This is a genomic window from Microbacterium sp. A84 (genome assembly GCF_051842815.1).
GTDB lineage: Bacteria > Actinomycetota > Actinomycetes > Actinomycetales > Microbacteriaceae > Microbacterium.
In genome coordinates, this window is the sequence record NZ_JBPXMS010000001.1 from 703961 (window position 1) to 727056 (window position 23096).

A 23096-nucleotide genomic window follows, 5' to 3' on the forward strand; every position below is an offset into this window, starting at 1 on the left:
GATATGCTCGCGGTCATGACGTGGCAGACCAACGACTCCCGGCTCGTGTACGAGAACCCCTGGATCTCAGTGCGTGAGGATGCGGTGACTGGCCCTGCCGGCGACGGCATCTACGGGGTGGTGACGCTTCGGCATCCTGCCGTGTTCATCGTCGCCGTCGATGATCATGACCGAGTATGTCTCGTCACGCTCGATCGCTACACGGTAGGCCGGTCGATCGAGGTTCCGGCCGGCGGCAGCGACGGTGAGGATCCGCTGCTCGCCGCGCAGCGCGAACTGCGCGAAGAGACCGGACTGCGGGCTGATGAGTGGACCATGATCGGCACGATGAACGCGCTGAACGGCGTCACAGTGGCTCCCGAGCACGTATTCCTTGCCCGCGGCGTTCACGCTGCAAACGACGATGCCCGCTTCGATGCCCGCGACGCGGAGGGAATCGAAGACGTCTCCTGGGTGCCGTTCAGCGATGTGCTGGCCATGGTCGCCGACGGTCGAATCAGCGACGGTGAGACGGTGGCTGCGCTGGCGTATGCCGGCATCCATCTCGGAAGGTTCCGCTGAGCCGGAGGGAAGTTGATCAGACGCGCCCGCGGCGCGCTGCGCCTGCGGTGAGCGCGGTGGGCAGCACCTTGGTGAGTGCCACGACGAGTTTGTAGCGCAGCGATGGGATTGACACCGACTTGCTTCGCGCAGCATCGCGGAGGCCAACACTTACGACGTCCTTCGCGTGCAGCCATCCGATCGCCGGGATTCCCTCGCGGCCAGGAGCCAGGCCCATTCGCTCGTGGAAGTTCGTGTGTGTGAATCCGGGGCACAGCGCCGTGACCGTGACGCCGTCACGTGCATACTCGGCATTCGCCCAACGGCTGAACCCGATGAGCCATTGCTTGCATGCGGAGTAGGTCGAACGTGAGATGAATCCGGCCACCGAGGCGACGTTGATGATGCGTCCGCCGCGTCCGCGCATTGCGCCGAGCGCGGCGTGCATGAGATGCAGGGGCGCCTCAACATGGAGGCGCAGATGACGCACTTCATCCTCGATGGGGTTATCCGCGAAGTGCAGCGGAAGCCCGAAACCGGCGTTGTTGATGAGCAGATCGATCGGCTGCTCCGGCTGAACAATGCGCGCCGTGACACGAGCCAGATCATCCGTGATCACCAGATCAGCCGCCAGCACCTCGACGGAGATCCCGTGGGACTCACGCAGTTCTGCAGCGAGGTCCTCGAGCGTCTCGACCGAGCGCGCGACCAGGACGAGGTCGGCTCCTCGTGCCGCGAGCTGACGGGAGAATTCCTCCCCCAGACCCGCGCTGGCACCTGTGATGAGAGCGGTGGGCATCAGCGCTCGTATCCGAGGAAGCGGTAGCGGATGCCGGTGCGCGAGGTCTGCCACTCCCCCTCGGATGTCAGTCGCCATCCGGCCTTCGGCGGCGCGTAAGCGTCGCCGGCGACCTCGAGGTCGATCTCCGTGATCTCTAGTCGATCGGCGCCCGCGATGACCTGCGCGTAGATCTCCGCACCGCCGATGACCCACACTCGCTCAAGCCCGCGCACGGCCTCGGCGACGTTGGCCGCCCGGCGCGCACCGTCGGCAGCCCAGTCCTGCTGACGTGTGACCACGATGTTCTCGCGCCCTACCAGCGGCCGGAAGCGCTCAGGCAACGAATCCCAGGTCTTGCGCCCCATCACGACCGGTGCGGTCAGCGTGACCTCTTTGAAGTGCGCCATGTCCTCGGGCACGTGCCACGGCATCCCACCCTCGGCGCCGATGACACCGCCCGCAGCTTCAGCCCAAATCAGGCCGACCCAGGTCATACGGCCACCACCGCGCGGATCGGAGCATGGTGCTGATAGTCCTCGACGATGAAATCGGAGAAGTCGTAGTCGAACACCGACTCTGGCTTACGTGCGAACCGGAGCGTCGGGTACGGATAAGCGTCGCGCGTCAGCTGCTCAGTCACCTGTTCGATGTGGTTGTCGTAGACATGGCAGTCGCCACCGGTCCACACGAAGTCGCCCGGTTCGAGCCCTACCTGCTGCGCAATCATCATGGTCAGTAGCGCGTAGCTTGCGATGTTGAACGGCACACCGAGGAACATGTCTGCGCTGCGCTGGTAGAGCTGGCAGGAGAGTTTGCCGTCGGCCACGTAGAACTGGAACAGCGCATGGCACGGAGCGAGCGCCATGTCTGGGATGTCAGCGGGGTTCCAGGCCGACACGATCAGGCGTCGGGAGTCCGGAGTCGCCTTGATCTGCTCGATCACCTGGGACAGTTGGTCGATGTGGCCGCCGTCGGGAGTCGGCCAGGAACGCCATTGCACGCCATAGACCGGGCCCAGATCGCCGTCGGCATCCGCCCACTCGTCCCAGATCGAGACGCCGTTATCCTGCAGCCACTTCACGTTGGAGTCGCCACGCAGAAACCAGAGCAGCTCATAGGCGATGGACTTGAAGTGCACGCGCTTCGTCGTGATCAGCGGGAACCCCTTCGACAGGTCGAAGCGGATCTGCCTGCCGAACACACTCGTGGTTCCGGTTCCGGTGCGGTCATCTTTGTGTGTGCCGTGCTCGAGCACATCACGGAGGAGGTCTTCATACGGCGTCGGTACGGCTGCACTCATGTCTGCCAGGATACCGGGATCACAGCTCCCCGCGGCGGAAACAGGGCGCTCGTTCCCGTCATTGTCCGTCATATCGGCCCTGTCCCCGGCGTGGCGGTTATCCTCAGGACATGCCCGTCTCCACCGCCCTCCTCATCGCTGGCGCTGTCGTCGTGCTTGCGATCGTGTCCGGTGTGATCCTGCGCGCGCAGGATGGCCGCAGGCGCTCGGGCGGGCATCTCCTGGTACTCCGCGAAGATCTGCCGGGTAAGGCGCTCGCATCCCGTGCCACCCTCGTGCAGTTCAGTACCGAGTTGTGCGCACGCTGCCCGCAGGTGCGTCGTATGCTCACCGCGATCGCCGACACCGATGACGGTGTCACTCATGTTGAGATCGATCTGACGAACCGCAACGATCTCGCCACGCATTATCACGTGCTCCAGACGCCAACCACCTTCCTGGTCGACGCCTCCGGCGCAGTGCAGTCACGCTGGGGTGGAGTGCCGGACCGTCGCGCGATCGAAGACGCGCTCTCGACCATCCCCGCCGTTCGGACACAGGAGCAGAGATGACACACCCCACCGGAATCGACCCGAGGGGCCCGCGTTTCGCAGCCACAATCACCTCGGCGTTGCTACTTGTCGCGCTCGTGCTCAGCCTGATCGGGGTGTCGACCGCACGAGCCTCCGCGGGATGGTTCGCGATCATGCCCTCCAACGGATCCACGTTCACTCCCGGAGGTACTTGGGCGATCCAGTCCGCGAGTGTGCTGAAACGCATCCTCGACCCGGGCTTCCTGCTGCTCGCGATCATCGCGCTGCTGTTCCTTTGGGGTGTCATTTCACCGCGCACCGCCCCGTGGGGCGCAATCTTCCGCCGATTCGTACGACCGCGACTCGCCGCCCCCACCGAGTTGGAAGACCCGCGCCCGCCGCGGTTCGCGCAGGGCGTCGGCCTCGCCGTCGTCGCGATCGGCTTACTTCTCCACCTGATCGGCGTGCCGTGGGCGCTGCCGATCGCCGCGGGCGCCGCCTTCATCGCTGCGTTCCTCAACGCAGCCTTCGCATTCTGCCTGGGCTGCCAGATCTATCTACTGCTGCAGCGTGCTGGAGTCATCGGTAGGGCGGCTCCGGCCGCCTGAAGCAGCGGTTCCCCGTATGGCTCGGGATGGATAGGCTGGCTCAACAACCCGCCACAACCCTGGAGGAATCATGCCTGTCACCAGTGAAGCCAACACGACCTGGACCGGATCCCTTGCCGAGGGTTCAGGAACCGTGCACTTCTCGTCTTCGAACCTCGGTACCTTCCCGATCAATTGGAAGGCCCGCAGCGAGGGTTCTGACACCACGACGACGCCAGAAGAGCTCATCGCGGCAGCCCACGCCTCATGCTTCAGCATGGCGCTCTCGCACGCACTGAGCGAAAACGGCACCCCGCCGGAGCACGTGAACACCAGCGCATCGGTCACTTTCACGCCCGGCGTGGGCATCAGCGGCAGCCACCTGAACGTCAATGCCACCGTTCCCGGCCTGACGCAGGAGCAGTTCCAGGAGATCGCCGAGGGCGCGAAGACCGGTTGCCCTGTCTCGCAGGCGCTCTCCGGCATCACGATCACCCTAGAGGCGACGCTGGCCTAACCCCTTATCACCGCCCGCGAGACTTCACCACTGTCACGAAATCTCTCGATTTCGGTGACAGTGGTGAAGTCTCGCGTTTAGTTTTTGGAGAGGGTGATCGCGGCACGGATGCTGGCGCGCGCGTCCTTGCGGCGGCCGGCAGCATCCTGAACCACACCCAGTCGATACCGCGCACGCCAGTCATCCGATGCCGCATCAGCTTCAGCGATGTAGCGCTGAATGAGCGGTTCCGCGTCTGCCTTGGCGATACGACCACTGGGTGTGAGCTCCGTCTCGGCTTCAGGCATACCGCCCTCGGCGTTGAGCGTGGTGCCGAGTCGCTCTGCCTGCACGCCGAACTGGATCTCGCGCACGAGCGCCCAGACTCCGATCAGAGGCAGCACGATCAGCGCAACACCCATCGCAATGCCGACCGGGTCGCCGCTCGCGATGAACAGCACCGCCTTCTGGCCCATGAGAATGAAATAGAGAACCAGGGCAGCACCGATCAGCCCGACCCAGATGCGCGTCATCATGAGCGAGCCTGAATTCCGATGTCGATCATGTTCTCCAGGCCCACAATGACCCCGCGGGCCTCAGCCGCGAACGGAACCGCGAGACGGATGCCCGGGGCATAAGCCTGCGCGGACTCCACCGTGTCGTGGGTGATCGTGAGTGATTCGCCCGGTCCGGAGAGGATGACATCCTGACGAGCGATCACGCCGGGGCGGCGCAAAGAATGGATCGGAACACTCGCCACCTGCTGCCCACGCGCACGCTGATCGGCGTGAGGGGCGTTGACCGGCCCTTGATCCACGCGAGCCGCAGCGATGAGCTCGGCCGTTCGCACAGCCGTGCCACTGGGCGAATCGATCTTGGTGTCCCGGTGGGCTTCGATGATCTCCGCGGAGGAGAAGAACGGAGCCGCCGCGGCGGCCAATGCGGAGCCGAGCACCGACCCCAGCGAGAAGTTCGGAATGAAGACCACGCCGGTTCCCGCAGCCTGCACCAACGGGCGCACCAGCGCGATGCGCTCGGCTGACCATCCGGAGGTGCCGACCAGCACGTTGATGCCGAGGTCCGCAGCCGTGCGAACGACATCGATGCTCACCTGCGGTGTCGACGCATCCACGACGAGATCTACGCCCGCGAGTTCGGCAAGATCACTCGAGGAGGAGAGCACACGCGTCACCTCGAAGCCCTCAAGTTCATCAATCACCTGTTTGATGATCGTCCCGAGCTTCCCTGTACTGCCGACAAGTGCCACCTGCTTGGTCATGGACCCAGTCTATTTACGCCCGCGCTGCTCACGTACCAGGCGCACGGCAGCACCAAGACACACGAGTAGCGTTAATCTATGCTTGAGTTCCGCACCGCGTCGCCCACCGCTGCACAATCGCACGCAATCCTCGTCGAGTACTTCGCTCTTCGTGCCGCGGAGTTCCCCGGCGGCAGCTACACGCCGACGTTTCCTACGGCGTCGGCGTTTGATCCTCCGACCGGCGTGTTCCTCCTGGCAGGGCCGATCAGTGCACCGGTGGGATGCGGTGGCATCCGACGTCTCGAAGACTCCCCCGCCGGCATCCGCTATGAGGTCAAACACCTGTTCCTGCGCCCAGAGACCCGCGGCCAAGGATGGGGCCGCGCGATTCTGGAAGAGCTTGAGCGCCGCGCACGCGAGTGGGGAGCCAGTGAGCTTGTACTCGACACACACCACACGCTGGAGGCCGCTGGCGCCCTGTACGCGCGAAGCGGTTTCGAATCGATCGAACGCTACAACGAGAACCCCAACGCGACCCGTTGGTACCGTAAGTCGCTGGTCCCGTAAGCAGCTGGTCCCGTAAGCAGCTGGTCCCGTAAGCAGCTGGTACGTATGCCGTTACAAGCGTCAGCTCAGACCGGAATCGGATCCGGCAGGCCGGTGCGCAGCTCGACCGGCAGATGCCCAAGATCGTTGTGGTTGATCAGCGTCCAGGGCCGGCCCTGCTTCTGAGCGATCACCGTCACCCCGCAGTGTGCCTGGTTCAGCGTCATCCAACGCCATTCCGGTGCGCCGAGCACTTCGCGCACGAACCATGAGATCACGAAGTTGTGAGTGATCAACACCTCATGCACATCGCCCTGCTTGCGGACGAGGAACTCGTTCACAGCATCCGCCATTTGAGCGCTGCCGGCCTCGATCTCCGCATCCGTGATCGAGCCGAAGAAGGGCTCGTAGACTGACGGCGTCTCTGCCGTCATACCGGTGGGCACGCAGTCGAACAGCAGGGCAGAAGGCTCAGGATCAACAGACGGGAGCCGTTCGGCGATAGCGCGTGCAGTCTCGGTCGCCCGCAGCAGCGGGGAATGCCAGACGCGGTCAAGTGGAAGACCGGAGAGACGGTCGGCGATCAACTCCGCCTGTCGCTGCCCCCTCGACGAGAGGGGTCCGTCGTCGATGCCATACTCGGCATCCTGATGCTCGCCATGTCTGACCAGATAAATGTAATGCGTCACAAACTACTCAATTCGTCGTCGGCTTTCGCCCAGGCGTCATTCCACCCTATGCCACGCCTGTGAGCAGCGGGCTATGAACCGAGACGAATCAGTTTCCGGCGCGCGTGAGTTCCGCGATCTGCGTACGAGAAAGGCTGATGCCAGCGCCCTGCATCAACTCCTCCACGTGCTGCGTCGCAAACGTGTTGACGATGGGAGCGGCGATGGTGCGCTGCGCAAGCAGCCACGCGATCGACACGGCTGCGACGGGAACTGCGAGCTCAGTGGCAACCTGGTCCAGCGCACGAAGAATCCGGATGCCGCGGCGGTTCAGGTGCCCACGCAACTGATCGCCTCGCACGCCCTGTGAAACCAACGCCTTGCTGCGGTGACGGCCGGAGAGGAATCCGTGCTCCAGCGCGTGCGAAGGCGTGACCGCCAGGTTCTGAGCCCCGGCGACGAGTCTCAGATCTCCCTCGAACGCCTCGCGTCTGATGAGGTTGTACGGCTCATCCAGAACCTCGATGCGCGGGTAACCGGCCGATGCGAGAATACGGGCTTCCACAAGCCGTTCCGGGGCGAAGCGGAAGGCCCCCAGCGCACCGATCTTGCCGGCATCTCTGAGCCACTCGACGGTCGAAAGAGTGTCTTCGAGGTTCGTTGTCGCATCGAGCGTGGCGTCGAGGTAGAGCACGTCGATGCGCTCGACCCCCAGCCTGGTGAGTGAGCCTTCGACCGCGCGCACCAGGTTGGTGGAGCCAAGGCCGGGGTTGTCAGCGTGAGCGCCGATGCGAACACTCAGCACCGCCCGATCGCGAAGACCGCGGGAGCGAAGCCACTGGCCGATGATGTGCTCGCTGCGTCCGCCGGAGAATCCGTCAGCGGTGTGAACCGCATTGCCACCGAACTCGATGTAACGGTCAAGGATCGCATGGCTGGTCTCGAGATCGACGTTCCAGCCGAACTCTGCGGCTCCGAGCATGAGCGGGAATGTCTCGATGCCGGTCTCACCGATCGGCACGCGAATATTCTCGCCAATGCCTGGGCCCACGACCGGAATCGGCGCAGAAGGATGCTCCAATGGATACTCCTGCGCGCTCTCGGGCTGAGCAGCGGCACCTGCGCTGAACAATCGCATCCTTCATCCACCTCCGCGCCTGTCTACCGGTGGAGACCTGCGAGCTATGCATGCACCCCCCGGTGCGTACTTCGAGGGTAAACGAGATCTATGACGACTCCTGCTATTGCAGGTAACAGCAGGCAAAGTTCTCATAACGTTTTGATCACTTCAGATACGAAGAAGGCCCGGTTTCCGCTCTCGAGGAGCAGAAACCGGGCCGACGTCTATGACTTACGCGTCAGCGGACTCCGCCTCGGGCGCAGCATCCGTTGCAGCAGCACCGTCGATGACGGGCTCCAGCGACAGCTTGCCGCGGTCATCGATCTTCGTGATCTTGACGAGGACCTTCTGGCCGACGGAGAGTACGTCATCGACGTTCTCCACACGCTTGCCACCGGCGAGCTTGCGCACCTCGGTGACGTGCAGCAGGCCGTCCTTGCCAGGCAGCAGCGAGATGAACGCACCGAACGATGCGATCTTCACGACGGTTCCGAGGAACTGCTCGCCAATCTCGGGGTTGGTCGGGTTAGCGATCGCGTTGACCTGGGCACGAGCGGCCTCAGCCGACGGGCCGTCGACAGCACCGATGTACACGGTGCCGTCTTCCTCGATCGAGATCTGAGCGCCGGTCTCATCCTGGATCGCGTTGATCGTCTTGCCCTTCGGGCCGATCAGCTCACCGATCTTGTCGACCGGGATCTGCACGCTGATGACGCGAGGCGCGGTCGGCGCCATCTCGTCGGGCGTGTCGATCGCAGCGTTCAAGACACCGAGAATCGTCAGACGCGCGTCGCGGGCCTGCGTCAGTGCGCCGGTGAGGACGTCAGACGGGAGGCCGTCGAGCTTCGTGTCGAGCTGGATCGCGGTGATGAACTCGCTGGTACCTGCAACCTTGAAGTCCATGTCGCCGAGAGCATCTTCTGCACCCAGGATGTCGGTGAGAGCGGCGTAGCGCGTCTGACCGTCAACCTCGTCAGAGACAAGGCCCATGGCGATACCGGCGACGGCTGCGCGCAGCGGCACACCCGCGTTCAGCAGCGACAGGGTCGATGCGCAGACGGAACCCATCGACGTCGAACCGTTGGAGCTGAGAGCCTCAGACACCTGGCGGATCGCGTACGGGAACTCCTCGCGGCTCGGCAGAACCGGCATGAGAGCGCGCTCGGCAAGGAAGCCGTGCCCGATCTCGCGACGCTTCGGCGAACCAACGCGGCCGGTCTCACCGGTCGAGTAGGGCGGGAAGTTGTAGTGGTGCATGTAGCGCTTGCTCGTGGTCGGAGACAACGAGTCGATCTGCTGCTCCATCTTGAGCATGTTCAGCGTGGTGACACCCATGATCTGAGTCTCACCGCGCTGGAAGATCGCCGATCCGTGAACGCGCGGGATGACCTGCACCTCAGCGTCCAGGGGGCGGATGTCAGCAAGGCCACGGCCGTCCATACGGACACCCTCAGCCAGGACACGGCCGCGGACGATCGTCTTCGTCAGCGACTTGTATGCACCAGAGACCTCACCAGCGGCGGATGCCGGCAGTGTGCCAGCCTCGACAGCAGCAGCAACCTCAGCCTTGACGCGGTCCTTGACCTGGTCATCGGCAGTCTGGCGCTCGATCTTGTCGGCGATCAGGTAGACCTTCTCGAGGTCAGCCTTCGCGGACGCCGCAATGAAGTCGTACGTGCCCTGCTCGTACGCCGGGAAGACCGGGTAGACGCCAGGAGCCTTCGAGGAGTGTGAAGCCATCTCGGCCTGCGCCTCGACGAGCTGCTTGAGGAACGGCTTGGCGGCCTCGAGGCCACCGGCGACAACCTCTTCGTTCGGCTTGACTGCGCCGCCCTTGATGAGGTTCCAGCTGTTCTCAGTTGCCTCTGCCTCGACCATCATGATCGCGACGTCTTCGGTGCCGTCAGACTTCTTGACGACGCGACCGGCGACCATCAGGTCGAACACTGCTTCAGCGACCTGAGCCTCGTTCGGGAACGCGACCCACTGGTCGGCGTTCTCGCCCTGGCCGGGGATGAGCGCGAGGCGCACACCGGCAATGGGACCGGAGAACGGCAGTCCCGAGATCTGCGTCGACGCGGAAGCCGCGTTGATCGCAAGTGCGTCGTAGTACTCGCCAGGAGCGATCGACAGCACAGTGATGACAACCTGGACCTCGTTGCGAAGACCGTCAACGAACGACGGACGCAGCGGACGGTCGATCAGGCGGCAAACCAGAATCGCCTCAGTCGAGGGGCGACCCTCACGACGGAAGAACGAACCGGGGATCTTGCCTGCTGCGTAGGAACGCTCTTCAACGTCAACGGTCAGCGGGAAGAAGTCAAAGCCCTCACGCGGGTGCTTGCCAGCGCTGGTAGCGGAGAGAATCATCGTCTCGCCGTCGAGGTATGCCGCAACCGAACCCTGTGCCTGCTGAGCAAGGCGACCGGTTTCGAAGCGGATAGTGCGGGTGCCAAAACGGCCGTTGTCAAGAACGGCCTCGGCGGCAGTGATTTCAGGACCTTCCAAGAGGTCTCTCCTTCTTTGTTTAGACTCGTCCATCCGTGTGAGGGGCGAGGTCGTACGTACGCGTGCGCATTGAGCACGCAAAACTGCACACAGCAGTCCACCGTTCATCCTATCAGCGAGCGCCTGAATTCCTGCGATGATCTGGGATCGCGGCGTATCTTCACCGCCCGGCAATATGCCGTTTCATGACCGAGGCGCGGCCGATGTAGACGTAGTCGTCGTGCTTGGCGAGCAGACCATCACCGGCCACACGTCCGCGCATGCGTCGCCATACCCACGGCAGCGCGTGTCTGCGCCACCAGGCCGCTCGCGTGGTCGCATCCACATCATGCAGCACCTGGTCGAGCGCTCCGAGCGTCTCAGCGTGCGGCACGCCGAGCATCTCCCCCGCACGGTATGCAAGGAAGCGATGACCTCGACTGCTCAAGTGCACGAGGTCCTCTCCCCAGTTGGGTCGCGCAGGCAACTCCGGATGCAGATCGGTATCGACCAGGATCGCCCCATGCCGTTCGGCGATGCGGGCGAGCCGGCTCGCAAAATCGGCGAAACGTTCGCTGAACAGGCGCGCGGCGCGGTGGTCAGGCAGGAAGGGCGTGACGAGCAACACGTCCGCACCATCTTCGCGAAGTGTGCGAACCGTATCTTCCAGCTGTGCGGCGAGCCCTTCGACATCAACGTGCGACTTCACCAGATCGTTGGCACCGATCAGGATCGACACCAGGTCGGGTCGCAGTTCTCTCGCTCTGGTGAGCTGCTCACCGCACACATCGCGAACTCGACGCGAGCGCACGGCGAGGTTGGCGAAATGCAGACCACCGCGCGCCGAGAGCAGCAGAGCGAGCCGGTCGGCCCATCCGCGCAGTGCACCATCGGGAGCCGGATCGCACAGGCCCTCTGTCAGCGAGTCGCCGAGTGCGACATAACGCTGCCAGCGACGCCCGGTGGCGGGCACCGCCAGTTCCGGCCTTCTGAGGCGTGGCGAGCGCAACGAGCGGTCCACACCGTGCAGTTCACGCGCCTCCTCGAAATGCCCCAGCAGCTGATCACAGATCGTCTCCCAACTTCGTCCCTCGACGGCGGTACGACCCGCTCTGCCGAAGGCACGCCGTTTGCGCGCATCACCGGCGAGGTCGGCGACCCGCATCCGGAAGTCATCCAGGTCACCGGGGCGGTACAGCCATCCATCGATTCCCATCCGCACCAGATCCAGCGGTCCTCCCCGTCCGGTGGCGATCACAGGGACTCCACTGGCGTGCGCCTCCTGCAAGGTCTGCCCGAACGTTTCGCTCTCGCCCGGGTGCACGAAGATGTCGATAGATGCCATCGCCCGCGCAAGGGCATCACCGTCGAGGTGGCCGAGGAAAACAGCTCCCGGCAGCATCGCCTGCAGCCGTGATCGCGACGGTCCGTCTCCAATGATCACGACACGAACGCCCGGTAGCTGCTGCACAGCTCGCAGATCCTCGACCTGCTTCTCCGCGGCAAGCCGTCCCACATAGCCGACGATCACCTTGCCTGAATCATCACGCTGCCACTGCTCATCACGACGCGAGGGGTGAAAGCGCTCAGCATCCACTCCGCGCCCCCACCGTCGGAGGCGATCGACCCCCAGCGCGGCGAGCTGCTGTTCAGACTCGCCGGACGGTGCAAGCGTGAGCGTTGCTCTGCGGTGCAGCCGGACGATGTGGTTCTGCGCGAACGCCGTTGTCGCCGCGAGACGGTAACGCTCGGTGTAGGCAGCAATGTCAGTCTGGTACGCCGCGACCGCCGGTATACCGCGGTGCGATGCCGCAGACACGCCCCTCCACCCCAGCGCGAACGGTGAGGCGAGGTGCACGACATCCGGGCGGAAACGCTCCAGCGAAGCAGAAATACTGCGGGCGGTCGCCGTGCCCACCCGAACGTCTCGATACCCGGGCAGCGCGATGCTCGTCACCGGCTCAATGGAGGCGCCGTGCACCGTCCGAGGAATGTCCACGGCATCCGGGGCGATCACGAGCGCCTCGTGTCCGGTGCGCTCGAGGTGACGCAGGATCTGCAGCACAGACCCCGTCACACCGTTCATGTGTGGCAGGAAGGATTCGGTCACGATAGCGACTCTCACGATGTCAGGATGCCGCGTCGATCACGCCCTCCCGCACACATTCGCATCATTGCACCGAGAGTTCATCGGTTGCACCGAATTCCTTCACCGCTCGGCTTCCATCTCTTTCCAGCGGTGCCGCCGTCAGAGTAGGCTGACGCTATGAGCACCGAAGAAGGCGCAGCCTCCTCCTCTGAGGACATGAAGCGCAAGTTTAAGGAAGCGCTCGAGAAGAAGAACGCACATCACCGCAATGGTGAGACGCATCTGGATGGCGACTCCGCCGTCCATGCGGCAAACGCCCCGCAGACGCGGCGCGAGTTCCGACGCAAGAGCGGTTGACCGCCTGAGGGCCACCCCGATCGGGGTGGCCCTCATCTTTTTGCTTTTCGTGGCGGCTTTTTCTGGCCATGGCCGCGCTAGGCATCGAGCCTGCCGCTACTCGCCCGCGAGCCCTCCGAGCAGGTGCCCGAATGAGCGCCCATCACCGAGGTAGTTCGCTGGGTCGAAGGGGTCGGTCGAGGTGACCGGTTCCTTGCGCGCGACGGCCTCGGCGAGTTCACGGGCGCCCTTCTCGACGCGCTTCGCCAGCGGGGCGACCTGGTCTCCGGAATCACCCCAGTCGCTCGAGGCGGCAAACACTCCCGTGGAGACCGCTTCGGCGTGCAGGTAGGCGAACAGCGGACGGATCGCGTAGTCGATTGCGAGCGAGTGCCGCGGCGTCCCCGCGTTCGCACCGATCAAGACCGGTTTTCCGGTGAGCGCATCCGGGTCCAGAACATCGATGAATGACTTGAACAGCCCGGAGTAGCTCGTGGAGAAGATCGGCGTCACGGCGATCAGCGCATCCGCGGAATACACCGAGTTGAGGGCGGACTCCAGCGCGGCCGGAGCGAAACCGGTGAGCAGGTTGTTGGTGATGTCGTGCGCCAGATCACGCAGTTCAATCACGTCGATGGATGCTTCGATACCCCGCTCAGCGAGCTGCTTCACTGTTTCCGCAGCCATGCGATCGGCCAGCATCCGCGTGGATGAAGGATTGGAGAGTCCCGAAGAGATGACGGCGATGCGACGTGTGCTCATGCTCATGCATCCTTCCGGCCGAGACCGAATGAGGCACCCGCGGGCGCAGGGGTGTCCTGATAAGGAGAACCAGCGGTGAGGTTGTCGCCGCGGTTCACGCCAGGACGCGCCTGCCGGCTCGGACCGTCTCCGTACACCGCTTTGACGCGCGCTGCGTGCGTCGGAGCATCCGGGACGTTCGCCGGACGGTTCTTCGCGAGCTCCTTGCGCAGTGCTGGCACCACTTCGCCACCCAAGATGTCGAGCTGCTCAAGCACAACCTTCAGCGGGAGTCCTGCGTGATCGATCAGGAACAGCTGGCGCTGGTAGTCACCGAACGTGTCGCGCATCGCCGCGTAGCGGTCGATGACCTGCTGCGGTGAGCCGACCGTCAGCGGCGTCATTTCAGTGAAGTCCTCCATACTCGGGCCATGACCGTACACCGGCGCGTTGTCGAAGTACGGACGGAACTCGTTCACGGCATCCTGCGACTTGGCGCGCATGAACACCTGGCCGCCGATGCCGACGATCGCCTGCTCCGGCGCGCCGTGGCCGTAATGTGCGTAGCGCTGGCGGTACAGCTCGATCAGGCGCTGGTAGTGCTCCTTCGGCCAGAAGATGTTGTTCGCGAAGAATCCGTCGCCATAATAAGCGGCCTGCTCGGCGATTTCCGGTGTGCGGATGGAGCCGTGCCAGACGAACGGCGCCACACCGTCGAGCGGACGAGGGGTTGAGGTGAAGCCCTGGAGCGGCGTGCGGAACTTGCCTTCCCAGTCAACGACGTCTTCGTCCCAGAGCTTGCGCAACAGTGCGTAGTTCTCGATCGCGAGGGGCAAGCCTTGACGGATGTCCTTGCCGAACCACGGGTAGACGGGGCCAGTATTACCTCGTCCGAGCATGATGTCGGTGCGGCCGTCGGAGATGTGCTGCAGCATCGCGAAGTCCTCGGCGATCTTCACCGGGTCGTTCGTCGTGATCAGTGTCGTCGAGGTCGACAGGATGATGCGTTCGGTTTGCGCCGCGATCGCGGCCAGCGTGGTCGACGGCGATGAGGACCAGAACGGCGGGTTGTGGTGCTCACCGATGGCGAAGACGTCCAAACCGACCTCTTCGGCGTGCTTCGCGATGGTGATCGCGTCCTTGATCTTTTGACCTTCGGTAGGCGTCTCGCCCGTGACCGGGTTCTGCGTGACGTCACTGACGGTGAAGAGTCCGAACTGGATGCCCGAGGTGTCGGCTGGTTCGCTCATTATGTTCTCCGTGATTCGAGGGATGCTGGTGACATCCACTTCCATGCAAATGAATGTATATGAGATAACGCCATCCACGCAACTTTATTCCCGACCGGTAGCCTTATTGAATGAGCAGTACCGCACGAACACCGACCGGACCGGTCACCGGGAGCATCGCGCGGCCTCGCCGGCGCGTGCCTTTCTGGGATAACGCGCGCTACGCCTGCATCGTTCTCGTCGTTCTCGGGCACGCAATCCAGCGCCTCACGTACGACTCCGACATCGCGATGGCGATGTATCTCGCGATCTACGCCTTCCACATGCCGGCTTTCGCGATCATCGCCGGCTATTTCTCCAAATCCACGCCTCCGACGAAGAAGCAGATGGCCAGGGTCATCACCGACATCCTGGTGCCCTATGTGATCTTCGAACTGCTGTGGACGCTGACGAAATGGCTTGTCGAGGGACAAGCCAACCCGAACATCACCCAGCCGTCCTGGACACTGTGGTTCCTGCTCGCGCTCGGCATCTTCCGCCTGGTGCTCCCGTATCTCGCCCTGCTGCGCTGGCCCCTGGTATGGAGCCTGCTGATCTCGATTGGTGCGGGCTACCTCAACAACGTCGACAGCACGTTCTCCCTTTCGCGCACACTCGGTTTCCTGCCGTTCTTCGTGCTCGGCTGGTGGCTGCGTGAGCACGATGTCGTTGACCGATTCCGCCTGATCGATTTCCGACCGTGGTGGCTGCGTCTGATCGCGGTGCTGATCTTCGCTGTGGATGCGTTCATCGCCTGGAATTGGGTAGAACTCTGGGCCAGCATCGACCTCGACAAATGGTTCTTCTACAACGACACCTACGCGGATCTCGGCGGCGATGAGTGGTGGTCTGGCGGGATCCGTCTGCTCCTCATCGCGATCGGACTGCTGCTCAGCGCCGCCTTTTTCGTGTTGATTCCCCGTCGCACCACCTGGTGGAGCAAATTCGGGCAATACACGATGTACGTGTATCTGCTTCATTCGTTCGTGCTCTACCCGTTCCGCGAGTCCGGCATCCTGCGCGATGCAGAGCCGACCTGGATCTGGTTGCCCACTGTGATCGTGCTGTCCGTCGTGATCGCACTGGTACTCGCGACCAAACCGGTCAGGTGGCTATTTCGACCGCTCGTCGAGCCGCGGGCGCGCTGTTTGTTCTCGGATGAACGGCTCGGCAGCGACACGTCACGACGCGACGATCCGACAGGCTCGCGACGCCCGCGCGACAGCTGATCAGGAGATTTTGATGCGACGCGCGCCGAGCACGAGATACCAGACGAGCGCAGCGAGCAGCAGAAGTTCAGCGGCAATGTAGCCGTAGTGCAGCCAGGACTCCCCCGGGTCCCCTCCAGCGATGATGACGTCGCTACGTGCAGCGAGTGCGGGCCTGATGACGAATGACTCGACCGCCATGATCACCCACATGACACCGATCAGCAGCCAACCTCGCCTAGTCTCGCGAGGCCGGGCTTGGGCGATCAGCGTGAGCACGACCAGAATGATCCAACCCGCAACCGAGAGGGCGACGAACACAAGTCGACCAATACCGAGACCCAGCGCCGTCGTGATGCCGGGCGCGTGGAACTTCAGCGGAGTCTCCATGAAACTCAGCCCGATGATCAGTCCGATCCAGACAGCGGGCAACACAAGACGCAGGGAAATCCACAGACGAGCCATACATCCAGGATATCGACGGTAACGCGGCGCAACACTCGAGGCAGTCGATGCAGAATCGTCCTAGCCTCGGGTCATGGCTGATCTGAACCTCCCCATCCTCGACCTCTCCCGGCTCGACGAGGGGGCGGAAGCCGCCGCACTATTTCGCGACGACTTGCGCGCCGCCACGCACAACGTCGGTTTCTTCTATCTGACCGGCACCGGGGTGACGCCCGAACTCTCGGCGCGCCTGCATCAGGCAGCGCTCGACTTCTTTGCGCTCAGCGAGGAGGAGAAGCTTTCGATCGAGAACGTGAAGAGCCCACACTTCCGCGGCTACACGCGGGTCGGCGGAGAGCGCACCCAGGGCAAGGTCGATTGGCGCGAGCAGATCGACATCGGCCCGGAGCGAGAAGCCATCGAGGGCGGCCCCGCCTTCAACCGCTTGATCGGACCGAACCTGTGGCCGGCCGCGCAGCCTGAGCTGCGCGAGGTGGTCGCACAATGGCATGCACACCTCAGTGGGGTCGCGCGTAAGCTGCTCCGCGCCTGGGCGCGCTCACTCGGCGCCGACGAGTCGTACTTTGAGTCGAATTTCGGAGAACCGTCGACACTGATCAAGATCGTGCGCTACCCCGGCACGGATGCGCCGGAGCCACAGCAGGGCGTCGGCGCACACCGAGATTCAGGTGTACTCACACTGCTCTGGGTCGAGCCAGGCAAGGGCGGACTCCAGGTGGAGCGCGGCGGCGAATGGGTCGACGCGCCCCCGGTCGACGGCGCTTTCGTGGTGAACATCGGCGAACTTCTCGAGTACGCCACCGGCGGCTATCTCAAGGCCACCAACCACCGGGTCATCTCGCCGAAGGCTCCAGACGAGCGCATCTCGGTGCCATTCTTCTTCAACCCGGCACTGGACGCCAAGCTGCCGCTCATCGAGCTGCCTGCAGATTTGGCCGCCGAGGCGCGTGGCGTGACGGATGACCCGACAAACCCAATCCACAGCCTGTACGGGGAGAACGCCCTCAAATCGCGCCTGCGCGCACACCCCGATGTCGCCGCGATTCACCATTCGGATCTGGTGGGCGCGGATCAGCCGCGCTGACCGCCAAACTCCACGATCTCCTGAAGAGCCTGCAGGTGCGCAGCGAAGGCGCGCTCTCCCTTGGCCGTCGAGCGCACCCATGTACGAGGACGACTTCCGACATCACCCCTCCGCGTCGCGACGTAGCCGGCGACATTCAGGTGCGAGATCGACTTGCTGAGCGCTGAGTCCCCCACCTGAAGGATGTCGGAAAGGGTACCGAAATCGAGTTCGTTCCCGTCAAGCAGCGCAGCCATGAGCGAGAAGCGGATGGGGCTGGCAAAGTTGTCATCCAGGCGCAGACGTGGATGCTTCTCAGCCATCCCGACCGTCCAGGAACGCGCTGCCGATGAACAGCAGCAGAATGATCACGGCGCCCGCTGGCGCAACACCTGCAGCCGTCAGATCGATAAGTTGCGCGACGATGACCGCGACGACCGCGACGCCACCGAGGGCGAACGCCAACCACTGCGGCCAGGCCCATACCGCGCCGACCACGGGAAGACGCTCAGTGATGCGGCCGGCGACCCACCAGGCGAGGTAGCCACACATCAGAAGCATCGCGAAGCCGAGCACCGCAAAGGGATTCCCGATCGCGAGCACCCAGACACTTGCCGCGACGATCGCACCGATGACGATCGTCTCCCACCGCTCCGAGCGCGTCAACCCTCTACGCGCTGCAGCTTCGCGGCGCACCGAGCGGCGGATATCACGAACGGCGGGGATACCCATAAGGCAGAGCGCGACGATCCCGGGGATCAGCCGCGCGACTACCGGGAGCTCTACACCCACCACTGCGACCACGAGCCCGCCAACTACGACGATGATCAACACCGCCACGATCGACAGGGTCACCGCCCTGGACGATGAGAGCGACGAGCTCGATGCGCCGTGCCCTTCGCGATACTCGGTGCCGAGCTGGACCCAAAGTAGAAAAAGTGCCAAGAAGACGAGGAACGACGAGTTCGCCTGCGTCACCCCGATCGTGAAGATCGCTATCGTGACGTAGACCGACAGGACGACCGCGTTGATGAGAGCGAACACGGCCAACGCGTGGCGATCGATTCGCTCTTCGCGACGAGCGCGCACGCGGTTGAGCTCGTCGAGATATGCGTGTGCGGTTTCCGAATCGGGCGGGTTCAGGGGCGCCGCCCCGTCTATCGGACGCTGTTCCATTGCATCTCCCCTGGTCTACTTTCCTGATGGAAAGCTCGTCATCCCGATCGAAGTTACCTACTTTCCATCAGGAAAGCAACAGATCAGACCGCGCCAGACAACGACGAAGGCCGCCCCACACCTGGGACGGCCTTCGGAAGAAGTGCGATATTACGCTGGTGCGCTGCCTTAGCGGCGAAGTCCAAGCTTCTCGATCAACGTGCGGTAGCGCGCGATCTCGGTGTCCTGGAGGTAGCCGAGCAGACGACGGCGCTGACCCACCATAAGGAACAGGCCACGACGCGAGTGGTGGTCGTGCTTGTGGTCCTTGAGGTGTTCGGTGAGGTCCTTGATGCGCTGCGTCAGCATTGCAACCTGCACCTCGGGGGATCCGGTGTCACCGGGGTGCGTCGCGTACTCTTCCATGATCGCCTTCTTAGCGTCAGATTCGAGTGCCATAGATGGGATCCCCTTTCAGTTCACTGCGCGGCGCCCAACACCTGATGTGTGAGCTCTCTTTATCCGCGGCCGATCAAACGGCAACCTCAATAGCTTACCAGCCCGCAGGCGAGCTCAGGGACCAGGCAGCGGAAGCGATTGACACCTCACCAAGCGGATAGCCTCGTGTAGTGTTCAACGCCCTCATCGACCTGCGCCCGTTCCGCGCGAGCAAGGCGTTCACGAAGATGTGGATCGGCTCCACTCTCTCGGGGCTCGGCGGGCAGCTCACTCTTGTCACGGTGATGCTGCACGTGTTCGAACTCACTGCCAGCACATTTGCGGTGGCGATGGTCGCGGTGTCCGGTCTCATCCCGATGATCCTGGCCGGCTTATACGGCGGGATGCTGGCCGACGCGTTCGATCGGCGCAAGGTGGCCCTCATCGCCGCCGTCATCACCTTCGCCTCCACTGTCGTCCTCGCCTCGCTCACCTGGGCCGAACTCGAGACCATCTGGTGGCTGTACGGGCTTAGCGCAGTCAACGCCGCGGGAAACTCCGTCGGGATGGCGACTCGCAGCGCGATCATCCCGCGCCTCATCCCGCGGGAATTGCTGGCCTCGGCATCCGCTCTGAACGGCATCACAATCGGCGTGATGGTGATGGTCGGACCAGCTCTCGCTGGTGTTCTCGTGGCCACGACTGGCTACGGCTGGACGTATTCGATCGACGTCGTGTTGATGCTCGCGATGTTCATGGGGCTGTGGGCTCTGCCGCCGCTGCGCCCAGAGGGCACGATCGTGCGCCCTGGATTGGAATCGCTGGTCGACGGCTGGCGCTTCCTCCAGCGCGCCCGCAACATCCGGATGCAGTACATCCTCGACATCATCGCGATGACGTTCGGCCAGCCGCTCGCGCTCTACCCCGCGCTCGGCACGCTGCTGCTCGGCGGCGGCGCTGTCACGACGGGAGCACTGACGGCAGCGGTTGCCGCGGGCACATTCCTGTCGAGTCTGTTCTCCGGTCGCATCGTGCGTTATCGCTGGCACGGTCGAGGGATCCAGCGTGCCATTCAGGCATACGGGGCATCCATCCTCGTATTCGGCGCGGTCTTGTTGATCGGCGCGTGGCTGCCACCGGTCAGCGAAACCACGGCCAATCTCGGCCTCATCATTGCCGCCTGCATCGCACTCGCGGCATCCGGAGCGTCCGACAATGTCAGCTCCATCTATCGGAGCACGATGATGCAGTCGTCTGTGCCCGATAGCATCCGCGGCAGACTCCAGGGAATCTTCATCATCGTCGTCGCAGGCGGTCCGCGCATCGGCGCACTTTACGCCGGCACACTCGCAACTCTCACGTCACTCTGGTTCCCGCCGCTGCTCGGCGGCTTCGTCGTGATCGTGCTGGTGGCGATGCTCGTCCGACTCACGCCTCGATTCCGCGACTACGACGCAGAGAACCCCGAGCCCTGACGGACCCGGGGTTGTCTGAGAAGTGTGATCAGTCCTGCTGCAGAGCGCCCTGCAGGTCAAGGTTGATCGTGATGTCCTTGCCGACGAGCACGCCGCCGGTTTCGAGCGCAGCATTCCAGGTGAGGCCGAACTCCTCACGGTTGATCGTGGTCGTTGCGGACGCACCGGCCTTGTAGTTGCCGTAGGGGTCGGTGCCAAAGCCGCCGAAGTCGAACTCGAAGCTGACCGGCTTGGTGGTGTCGCGGATCGTGAGGTCGCCATCGATGAAGAAGTCGCCGTTCTCGACGCGCGCACCAGTAGAGACGAACTCCATGGTCGGGTAAGTTTCGGTGTCGAAGAAGTCTGCGGAGCGCAGGTGGCCGTCGCGCCCTTCATCGTTGGTGTCGATGGAAGTGACGTCGATGGATGCCTCGACCTTCGCCTCAAGCGGGTTCTCCGGAGCGATAAGCGTCGCGCTCTTCATACCGAAGGTGCCGCGCACCTTCGAGATCATCATGTGGCGGACGCTGAAGGTGACCTCGCTGTGTGCGGGGTCAAGAATCCAGGTGCCTGCGCGGTAGCCGGGGATGTCAATTGCGGTCATGGAGTTGCTCCTCAAAGATTAGGGCCGCGTGGCGGCGTTCACACAGACACAACTTCTATGCGCGTGTATCTATTCCGAGATTCAGAAGAAAAGTTGAAGGCCCCTGTCCCGACAGGGAACAGAGGCCTTCTACAGGGTGGTCAGATCAACCGACGGCAACCAGGTCGATGATGAAGATGAGGCTCTTCCCGGAAAGGAAGTGACCGGAACCGGCAGGACCGTATGCCAGGTGCGGCGGGATAACCAGCTCGCGACGTCCGCCGGTCTTCATGCCGGGGATGCCGTCCTGCCAGCCCTGGATCAGGCCGCGCAGCGGGAACTGGATCGTCTCGCCACGACCCCAGGAGGAGTCGAACTCTTCACCAGAGTCGAACTCGACTCCGGCGTAGTGCACGGTCACGGTGTCGCCGGGCTTTGCCTCAGCGCCGTCGCCCTCGATGATGTCTCGGATGACGAGTTCTGCGGGCGCGGGGCCGGTCGGGGCGTCGAACTCGGGCTTTGTGCGATCAGTCATGACTCCATCCAACCGGAGCAGTGCGGCTCGGTCAATGTGAGCGCACCAGCCCAGAGCGAACACTTCGACGCGCTCCGTGCAAGCCATCTCGCGAAGTGGCTATTGACATCATCCGCGGTCGGGTGCAACCTTGTGTCAGATCAACTCAGCGCCCGGGAGCCTCGCAGGCATTGCCGCAGCACCGGGCGCTGAGTCTTGCCTGGAGCGGTCCGGATCAGAACGCCAGCAGTGCCGTCTCAGAACGCCAGCAGTGCCGCGCGCGTCGCGCGCGTGCGCGTCAGGAGTGCACGCTCGTCGTCAGCCGCGAGCGGGTCACGACCGGTGAGAGCACGCTGGCGGACAGCCGCGAGAGCCGTCGCATCCTTGATGAACTGCTTCATCAGCGGCCTACGGTCACCGCGCAGCGACGCAGCCCAGTTGAGTCCGACCTTACGTCCGGCCGGAGTCGCAAGCATGGTCACTTCCTCTGGAGTGAACCAGCCCGCCCCGGCATATTCTCCGAGGCGTTCTCGCGTAATCCGGGCCTCTTCCTTGCGCAGTGCGACGATCGCAAAGACGAAGCTGATGAACAGCGGCACCTGCAGGGTGATGTACAGCGGGAAGAAGTCGGCGAATATCGCTGAGCCGTTCCAGAAGCCGTGCAAAAGCACCGCTCCGAGCAATCCGAGCGCACCTGTGCCAAGCACTGCACCGGTAGAGGCATGACGGCGCACTGCCAGCCCTATCGCGAACCCGGTCAGCGCTGTGAACATTGCATGCGCGAAGGGCGAGAGCAGTCCGCGCATCACGAACGTCGCGGTCAGGTTCGCCCCGCCCCCTTCGATCAAACTGATCGCGAAGTACTGAATGTTCTCGGTGAAAGCGAAGCCACCACCGATCAATGCTCCGTAAACGATTCCGTCGACTGGTCCATCGAAAGCCCGCTTACCGATCACGAAGATGAGGAAGATCCCCAAGCCTTTGGCGAGTTCTTCGACGATCGGCGCCTGAACGACCGCAGTGAGCGAATCAGAACGGAAGCCGATGAGCAAAGTGATTGCGAGATCGACGAGCAGCGTGATGCCAACGGCTGCGATGGCGCCCCAGGCGATCGCGAAGGCGATGAACAGCTTCGGTTCCGGTTCCCATCGATCGATGATGTACACACCGAGGAAAACGATGGTGAGCGGGATCAGTGCGAGGACGAGGCCGATTCCGGATGCCACAACCCCCAGCGCCGACACGAAGTAGGCGATCAGAAGGACGAGTGCGAATCCCAGCACGCCGAACAGCCATATCGATACCGTTCGTCCCCGCTTCGCGGGAACCGGCAGCGTCGGCAGCGCAGGGGCCGAAACAGGCGCGACCGGAGCCGGCGGAGAATAGCTCACGGGCTGCGCGAGAGTCGATGCATATGTGGGCTGCTGAGCCGGCGGGGCGTAGTGCGGCTGTGCCGGTCCTCCGAATGTCATAGCCAAAGCCTA

The 23096-nt window shown here is 63.5% G+C and carries 27 protein-coding genes; 9 read left to right on the top strand and 18 right to left on the bottom strand.

Annotation, left to right across the window (positions count from 1 at the left end):
* The first annotated feature begins 15 nt into the window (after positions 1 to 15).
* Entirely contained in the window at positions 16 to 561 is a 546-nt protein-coding gene (locus ACSU04_RS03620; RefSeq protein ID WP_439288463.1) for an NUDIX domain-containing protein, read from the top strand.
* Between the two features lie 16 nt (positions 562 to 577).
* Here the strand turns inward: ACSU04_RS03620 and ACSU04_RS03625 are convergent, their stop codons facing one another.
* Genes ACSU04_RS03625 through ACSU04_RS03635 form a run of 3 tightly spaced genes read right to left on the bottom strand, consistent with a single transcriptional unit; the run spans position 578 to position 2621 of the window.
* Positions 578 to 1339, bottom strand: coding sequence for an SDR family NAD(P)-dependent oxidoreductase (locus ACSU04_RS03625; protein ID WP_439288464.1), 762 nt, complete (start codon positions 1337 to 1339; stop codon positions 578 to 580).
* Positions 1339 to 1815, bottom strand: coding sequence for a dihydrofolate reductase (locus ACSU04_RS03630; protein ID WP_439278465.1), 477 nt, complete (start codon positions 1813 to 1815; stop codon positions 1339 to 1341). Before ACSU04_RS03630 ends, ACSU04_RS03625 begins: the two co-directional genes overlap by 1 nt.
* Positions 1812 to 2621 (bottom strand): thymidylate synthase, encoded by an 810-nt coding sequence (locus tag ACSU04_RS03635; RefSeq protein WP_439288465.1) that lies wholly within the window; start codon positions 2619 to 2621, stop codon positions 1812 to 1814. The genes ACSU04_RS03630 and ACSU04_RS03635 overlap by 4 nt, the downstream gene beginning before the upstream one ends.
* Before the next feature lie 110 nt (positions 2622 to 2731).
* Between ACSU04_RS03635 and ACSU04_RS03640 the strand changes: the two genes are divergently transcribed.
* The 3 genes from ACSU04_RS03640 (at position 2732) to ACSU04_RS03650 (ending at position 4237) form a co-directional block, all read left to right on the top strand.
* Positions 2732 to 3172, top strand: a complete 441-nt coding sequence (locus ACSU04_RS03640; RefSeq protein ID WP_439278467.1) for a TlpA family protein disulfide reductase — start codon at positions 2732 to 2734, stop codon at positions 3170 to 3172.
* A complete protein-coding gene (locus ACSU04_RS03645) occupies positions 3169 to 3741 on the top strand; it encodes a DUF4395 domain-containing protein (protein ID WP_439288466.1) in 573 nt (190 codons plus the stop codon). The genes ACSU04_RS03640 and ACSU04_RS03645 overlap by 4 nt, the downstream gene beginning before the upstream one ends.
* 70 nt (positions 3742 to 3811) lie before the next feature.
* Positions 3812 to 4237, top strand: a complete 426-nt coding sequence (locus ACSU04_RS03650) for an OsmC family peroxiredoxin (protein ID WP_439278469.1) — start codon at positions 3812 to 3814, stop codon at positions 4235 to 4237.
* Positions 4238 to 4314: 77 nt separating this feature from the next.
* Here the strand turns inward: ACSU04_RS03650 and ACSU04_RS03655 are convergent, their stop codons facing one another.
* Positions 4315 to 4752: a hypothetical protein gene (locus ACSU04_RS03655; protein ID WP_439278470.1), complete on the bottom strand. Its 438-nt coding sequence runs from the start codon at positions 4750 to 4752 to the stop codon at positions 4315 to 4317.
* Positions 4749 to 5495 (bottom strand): 4-hydroxy-tetrahydrodipicolinate reductase, encoded by a 747-nt coding sequence (gene dapB, locus ACSU04_RS03660; RefSeq protein ID WP_439278471.1) that lies wholly within the window; start codon positions 5493 to 5495, stop codon positions 4749 to 4751. The genes ACSU04_RS03655 and dapB overlap by 4 nt, the downstream gene beginning before the upstream one ends.
* A 78-nt stretch (positions 5496 to 5573) precedes the next feature.
* On the opposite strand from dapB, the gene ACSU04_RS03665 reads away from it, so the two are divergent.
* Complete coding sequence (locus tag ACSU04_RS03665) at positions 5574 to 6044, top strand: GNAT family N-acetyltransferase (protein WP_439288467.1); 471 nt, start codon at positions 5574 to 5576, stop codon at positions 6042 to 6044.
* A gap of 65 nt (positions 6045 to 6109) precedes the next feature.
* On the opposite strand, the gene ACSU04_RS03670 is transcribed toward ACSU04_RS03665, so the two are convergent.
* From ACSU04_RS03670 to ACSU04_RS03685, 4 genes are all read right to left on the bottom strand, one after another.
* Entirely contained in the window at positions 6110 to 6712 is a 603-nt protein-coding gene (locus ACSU04_RS03670; protein WP_439278473.1) for a histidine phosphatase family protein, read from the bottom strand.
* 88 nt (positions 6713 to 6800) lie between these two features.
* Positions 6801 to 7829 (bottom strand): aldo/keto reductase, encoded by a 1029-nt coding sequence (locus tag ACSU04_RS03675; RefSeq protein WP_439288468.1) that lies wholly within the window; start codon positions 7827 to 7829, stop codon positions 6801 to 6803.
* A 213-nt stretch (positions 7830 to 8042) separates the two neighbouring features.
* On the bottom strand, positions 8043 to 10319 hold the full coding sequence (locus tag ACSU04_RS03680; RefSeq protein WP_439278475.1) for a polyribonucleotide nucleotidyltransferase: 2277 nt from the start codon (positions 10317 to 10319) through the stop codon (positions 8043 to 8045).
* A 160-nt stretch (positions 10320 to 10479) separates the two neighbouring features.
* Positions 10480 to 12408 carry a GDSL-type esterase/lipase family protein gene (locus tag ACSU04_RS03685; RefSeq protein WP_439288469.1) on the bottom strand — a complete coding sequence of 643 codons (1929 nt, stop codon included), beginning with the start codon at positions 12406 to 12408 and terminating at the stop codon, positions 10480 to 10482.
* Between the two features lie 156 nt (positions 12409 to 12564).
* Here ACSU04_RS03685 and ACSU04_RS03690 point away from each other — a divergent pair, with 156 nt between their 5' ends.
* Positions 12565 to 12744: a DUF5302 domain-containing protein gene (locus tag ACSU04_RS03690; RefSeq protein WP_439278477.1), complete on the top strand. Its 180-nt coding sequence runs from the start codon at positions 12565 to 12567 to the stop codon at positions 12742 to 12744.
* 96 nt (positions 12745 to 12840) lie between these two features.
* On the opposite strand, the gene ACSU04_RS03695 is transcribed toward ACSU04_RS03690, so the two are convergent.
* Positions 12841 to 13485: an FMN reductase gene (locus ACSU04_RS03695; RefSeq protein ID WP_439278478.1), complete on the bottom strand. Its 645-nt coding sequence runs from the start codon at positions 13483 to 13485 to the stop codon at positions 12841 to 12843.
* 2 nt (positions 13486 to 13487) lie between these two features.
* Positions 13488 to 14714, bottom strand: a complete 1227-nt coding sequence (locus tag ACSU04_RS03700) for an LLM class flavin-dependent oxidoreductase (RefSeq protein ID WP_439278479.1) — start codon at positions 14712 to 14714, stop codon at positions 13488 to 13490.
* A 110-nt stretch (positions 14715 to 14824) separates the two neighbouring features.
* Here ACSU04_RS03700 and ACSU04_RS03705 point away from each other — a divergent pair, with 110 nt between their 5' ends.
* Positions 14825 to 15961 (top strand): acyltransferase family protein, encoded by a 1137-nt coding sequence (locus ACSU04_RS03705; RefSeq protein WP_439288470.1) that lies wholly within the window; start codon positions 14825 to 14827, stop codon positions 15959 to 15961.
* Here the strand turns inward: ACSU04_RS03705 and ACSU04_RS03710 are convergent, their stop codons facing one another.
* On the bottom strand, positions 15962 to 16405 hold the full coding sequence (locus tag ACSU04_RS03710) for a hypothetical protein (protein WP_439288471.1): 444 nt from the start codon (positions 16403 to 16405) through the stop codon (positions 15962 to 15964).
* Positions 16406 to 16478: 73 nt separating this feature from the next.
* Here ACSU04_RS03710 and ACSU04_RS03715 point away from each other — a divergent pair, with 73 nt between their 5' ends.
* Complete coding sequence (locus ACSU04_RS03715; protein WP_439288472.1) at positions 16479 to 17489, top strand: isopenicillin N synthase family dioxygenase; 1011 nt, start codon at positions 16479 to 16481, stop codon at positions 17487 to 17489.
* Here the strand turns inward: ACSU04_RS03715 and ACSU04_RS03720 are convergent.
* The 3 genes from ACSU04_RS03720 to rpsO all read right to left on the bottom strand — a co-directional run bounded on the left by ACSU04_RS03720 (position 17477) and on the right by rpsO (position 19082).
* The gene (locus tag ACSU04_RS03720; RefSeq protein WP_439288473.1) at positions 17477 to 17791 is read right to left on the bottom strand and encodes a transcriptional regulator; all 315 of its coding nucleotides are present in this window, start codon (positions 17789 to 17791) and stop codon (positions 17477 to 17479) included. The genes ACSU04_RS03715 and ACSU04_RS03720 overlap by 13 nt on opposite strands.
* Positions 17784 to 18644: a hypothetical protein gene (locus tag ACSU04_RS03725; protein WP_439288474.1), complete on the bottom strand. Its 861-nt coding sequence runs from the start codon at positions 18642 to 18644 to the stop codon at positions 17784 to 17786. The genes ACSU04_RS03720 and ACSU04_RS03725 overlap by 8 nt, the downstream gene beginning before the upstream one ends.
* 168 nt (positions 18645 to 18812) lie before the next feature.
* On the bottom strand, positions 18813 to 19082 hold the full coding sequence (gene rpsO, locus ACSU04_RS03730) for a 30S ribosomal protein S15 (protein ID WP_439278485.1): 270 nt from the start codon (positions 19080 to 19082) through the stop codon (positions 18813 to 18815).
* Between the two features lie 170 nt (positions 19083 to 19252).
* Here rpsO and ACSU04_RS03735 point away from each other — a divergent pair, with 170 nt between their 5' ends.
* On the top strand, positions 19253 to 20536 hold the full coding sequence (locus tag ACSU04_RS03735; RefSeq protein ID WP_439288475.1) for an MFS transporter: 1284 nt from the start codon (positions 19253 to 19255) through the stop codon (positions 20534 to 20536).
* Between the two features lie 28 nt (positions 20537 to 20564).
* Here the strand turns inward: ACSU04_RS03735 and ACSU04_RS03740 are convergent, their stop codons facing one another.
* From ACSU04_RS03740 to ACSU04_RS03750, 3 genes are all read right to left on the bottom strand, one after another.
* Complete coding sequence (locus ACSU04_RS03740) at positions 20565 to 21119, bottom strand: YceI family protein (RefSeq protein ID WP_439278487.1); 555 nt, start codon at positions 21117 to 21119, stop codon at positions 20565 to 20567.
* A gap of 145 nt (positions 21120 to 21264) precedes the next feature.
* Positions 21265 to 21633: an FKBP-type peptidyl-prolyl cis-trans isomerase gene (locus tag ACSU04_RS03745; RefSeq protein ID WP_439278488.1), complete on the bottom strand. Its 369-nt coding sequence runs from the start codon at positions 21631 to 21633 to the stop codon at positions 21265 to 21267.
* A gap of 236 nt (positions 21634 to 21869) precedes the next feature.
* Entirely contained in the window at positions 21870 to 23084 is a 1215-nt protein-coding gene (locus ACSU04_RS03750) for a PrsW family intramembrane metalloprotease (protein WP_439288476.1), read from the bottom strand.
* Between the last annotated feature and the right edge of the window lie 12 nt (positions 23085 to 23096).

Excerpts from the sequence above, each read along its gene's own strand:
- ACSU04_RS03655 (WP_439278470.1), bottom strand. The coding sequence starts at position 4,752 with ATGATGACGCGCATCTGGGTCGGGCTGATCGGTGCTGCCCTGGTTCTC.
- ACSU04_RS03640 (WP_439278467.1), top strand. The coding sequence starts at position 2,732 with ATGCCCGTCTCCACCGCCCTCCTCATCGCTGGCGCTGTCGTCGTGCTT.
- ACSU04_RS03630 (WP_439278465.1), bottom strand. The coding sequence starts at position 1,815 with ATGACCTGGGTCGGCCTGATTTGGGCTGAAGCTGCGGGCGGTGTCATC.
- ACSU04_RS03715 (WP_439288472.1), top strand. The coding sequence starts at position 16,479 with ATGGCTGATCTGAACCTCCCCATCCTCGACCTCTCCCGGCTCGACGAG.
- ACSU04_RS03620 (WP_439288463.1), top strand. The coding sequence starts at position 16 with ATGACGTGGCAGACCAACGACTCCCGGCTCGTGTACGAGAACCCCTGG.
- ACSU04_RS03665 (WP_439288467.1), top strand. The coding sequence starts at position 5,574 with ATGCTTGAGTTCCGCACCGCGTCGCCCACCGCTGCACAATCGCACGCA.
- ACSU04_RS03705 (WP_439288470.1), top strand. The coding sequence starts at position 14,825 with ATGAGCAGTACCGCACGAACACCGACCGGACCGGTCACCGGGAGCATC.
- ACSU04_RS03740 (WP_439278487.1), bottom strand. The coding sequence starts at position 21,119 with ATGACCGCAATTGACATCCCCGGCTACCGCGCAGGCACCTGGATTCTT.
- rpsO (WP_439278485.1), bottom strand. The coding sequence starts at position 19,082 with ATGGCACTCGAATCTGACGCTAAGAAGGCGATCATGGAAGAGTACGCG.
- ACSU04_RS03745 (WP_439278488.1), bottom strand. The coding sequence starts at position 21,633 with ATGACTGATCGCACAAAGCCCGAGTTCGACGCCCCGACCGGCCCCGCG.
- ACSU04_RS03675 (WP_439288468.1), bottom strand. The coding sequence starts at position 7,829 with ATGCGATTGTTCAGCGCAGGTGCCGCTGCTCAGCCCGAGAGCGCGCAG.
- ACSU04_RS03650 (WP_439278469.1), top strand. The coding sequence starts at position 3,812 with ATGCCTGTCACCAGTGAAGCCAACACGACCTGGACCGGATCCCTTGCC.
- ACSU04_RS03635 (WP_439288465.1), bottom strand. The coding sequence starts at position 2,621 with ATGAGTGCAGCCGTACCGACGCCGTATGAAGACCTCCTCCGTGATGTG.
- dapB (WP_439278471.1), bottom strand. The coding sequence starts at position 5,495 with ATGACCAAGCAGGTGGCACTTGTCGGCAGTACAGGGAAGCTCGGGACG.
- ACSU04_RS03625 (WP_439288464.1), bottom strand. The coding sequence starts at position 1,339 with ATGCCCACCGCTCTCATCACAGGTGCCAGCGCGGGTCTGGGGGAGGAA.
- ACSU04_RS03720 (WP_439288473.1), bottom strand. The coding sequence starts at position 17,791 with ATGGCTGAGAAGCATCCACGTCTGCGCCTGGATGACAACTTTGCCAGC.
- ACSU04_RS03725 (WP_439288474.1), bottom strand. The coding sequence starts at position 18,644 with ATGGAACAGCGTCCGATAGACGGGGCGGCGCCCCTGAACCCGCCCGAT.
- ACSU04_RS03710 (WP_439288471.1), bottom strand. The coding sequence starts at position 16,405 with ATGGCTCGTCTGTGGATTTCCCTGCGTCTTGTGTTGCCCGCTGTCTGG.
- ACSU04_RS03700 (WP_439278479.1), bottom strand. The coding sequence starts at position 14,714 with ATGAGCGAACCAGCCGACACCTCGGGCATCCAGTTCGGACTCTTCACC.
- ACSU04_RS03645 (WP_439288466.1), top strand. The coding sequence starts at position 3,169 with ATGACACACCCCACCGGAATCGACCCGAGGGGCCCGCGTTTCGCAGCC.
- ACSU04_RS03695 (WP_439278478.1), bottom strand. The coding sequence starts at position 13,485 with ATGAGCACACGTCGCATCGCCGTCATCTCTTCGGGACTCTCCAATCCT.
- ACSU04_RS03690 (WP_439278477.1), top strand. The coding sequence starts at position 12,565 with ATGAGCACCGAAGAAGGCGCAGCCTCCTCCTCTGAGGACATGAAGCGC.
- ACSU04_RS03750 (WP_439288476.1), bottom strand. The coding sequence starts at position 23,084 with ATGACATTCGGAGGACCGGCACAGCCGCACTACGCCCCGCCGGCTCAG.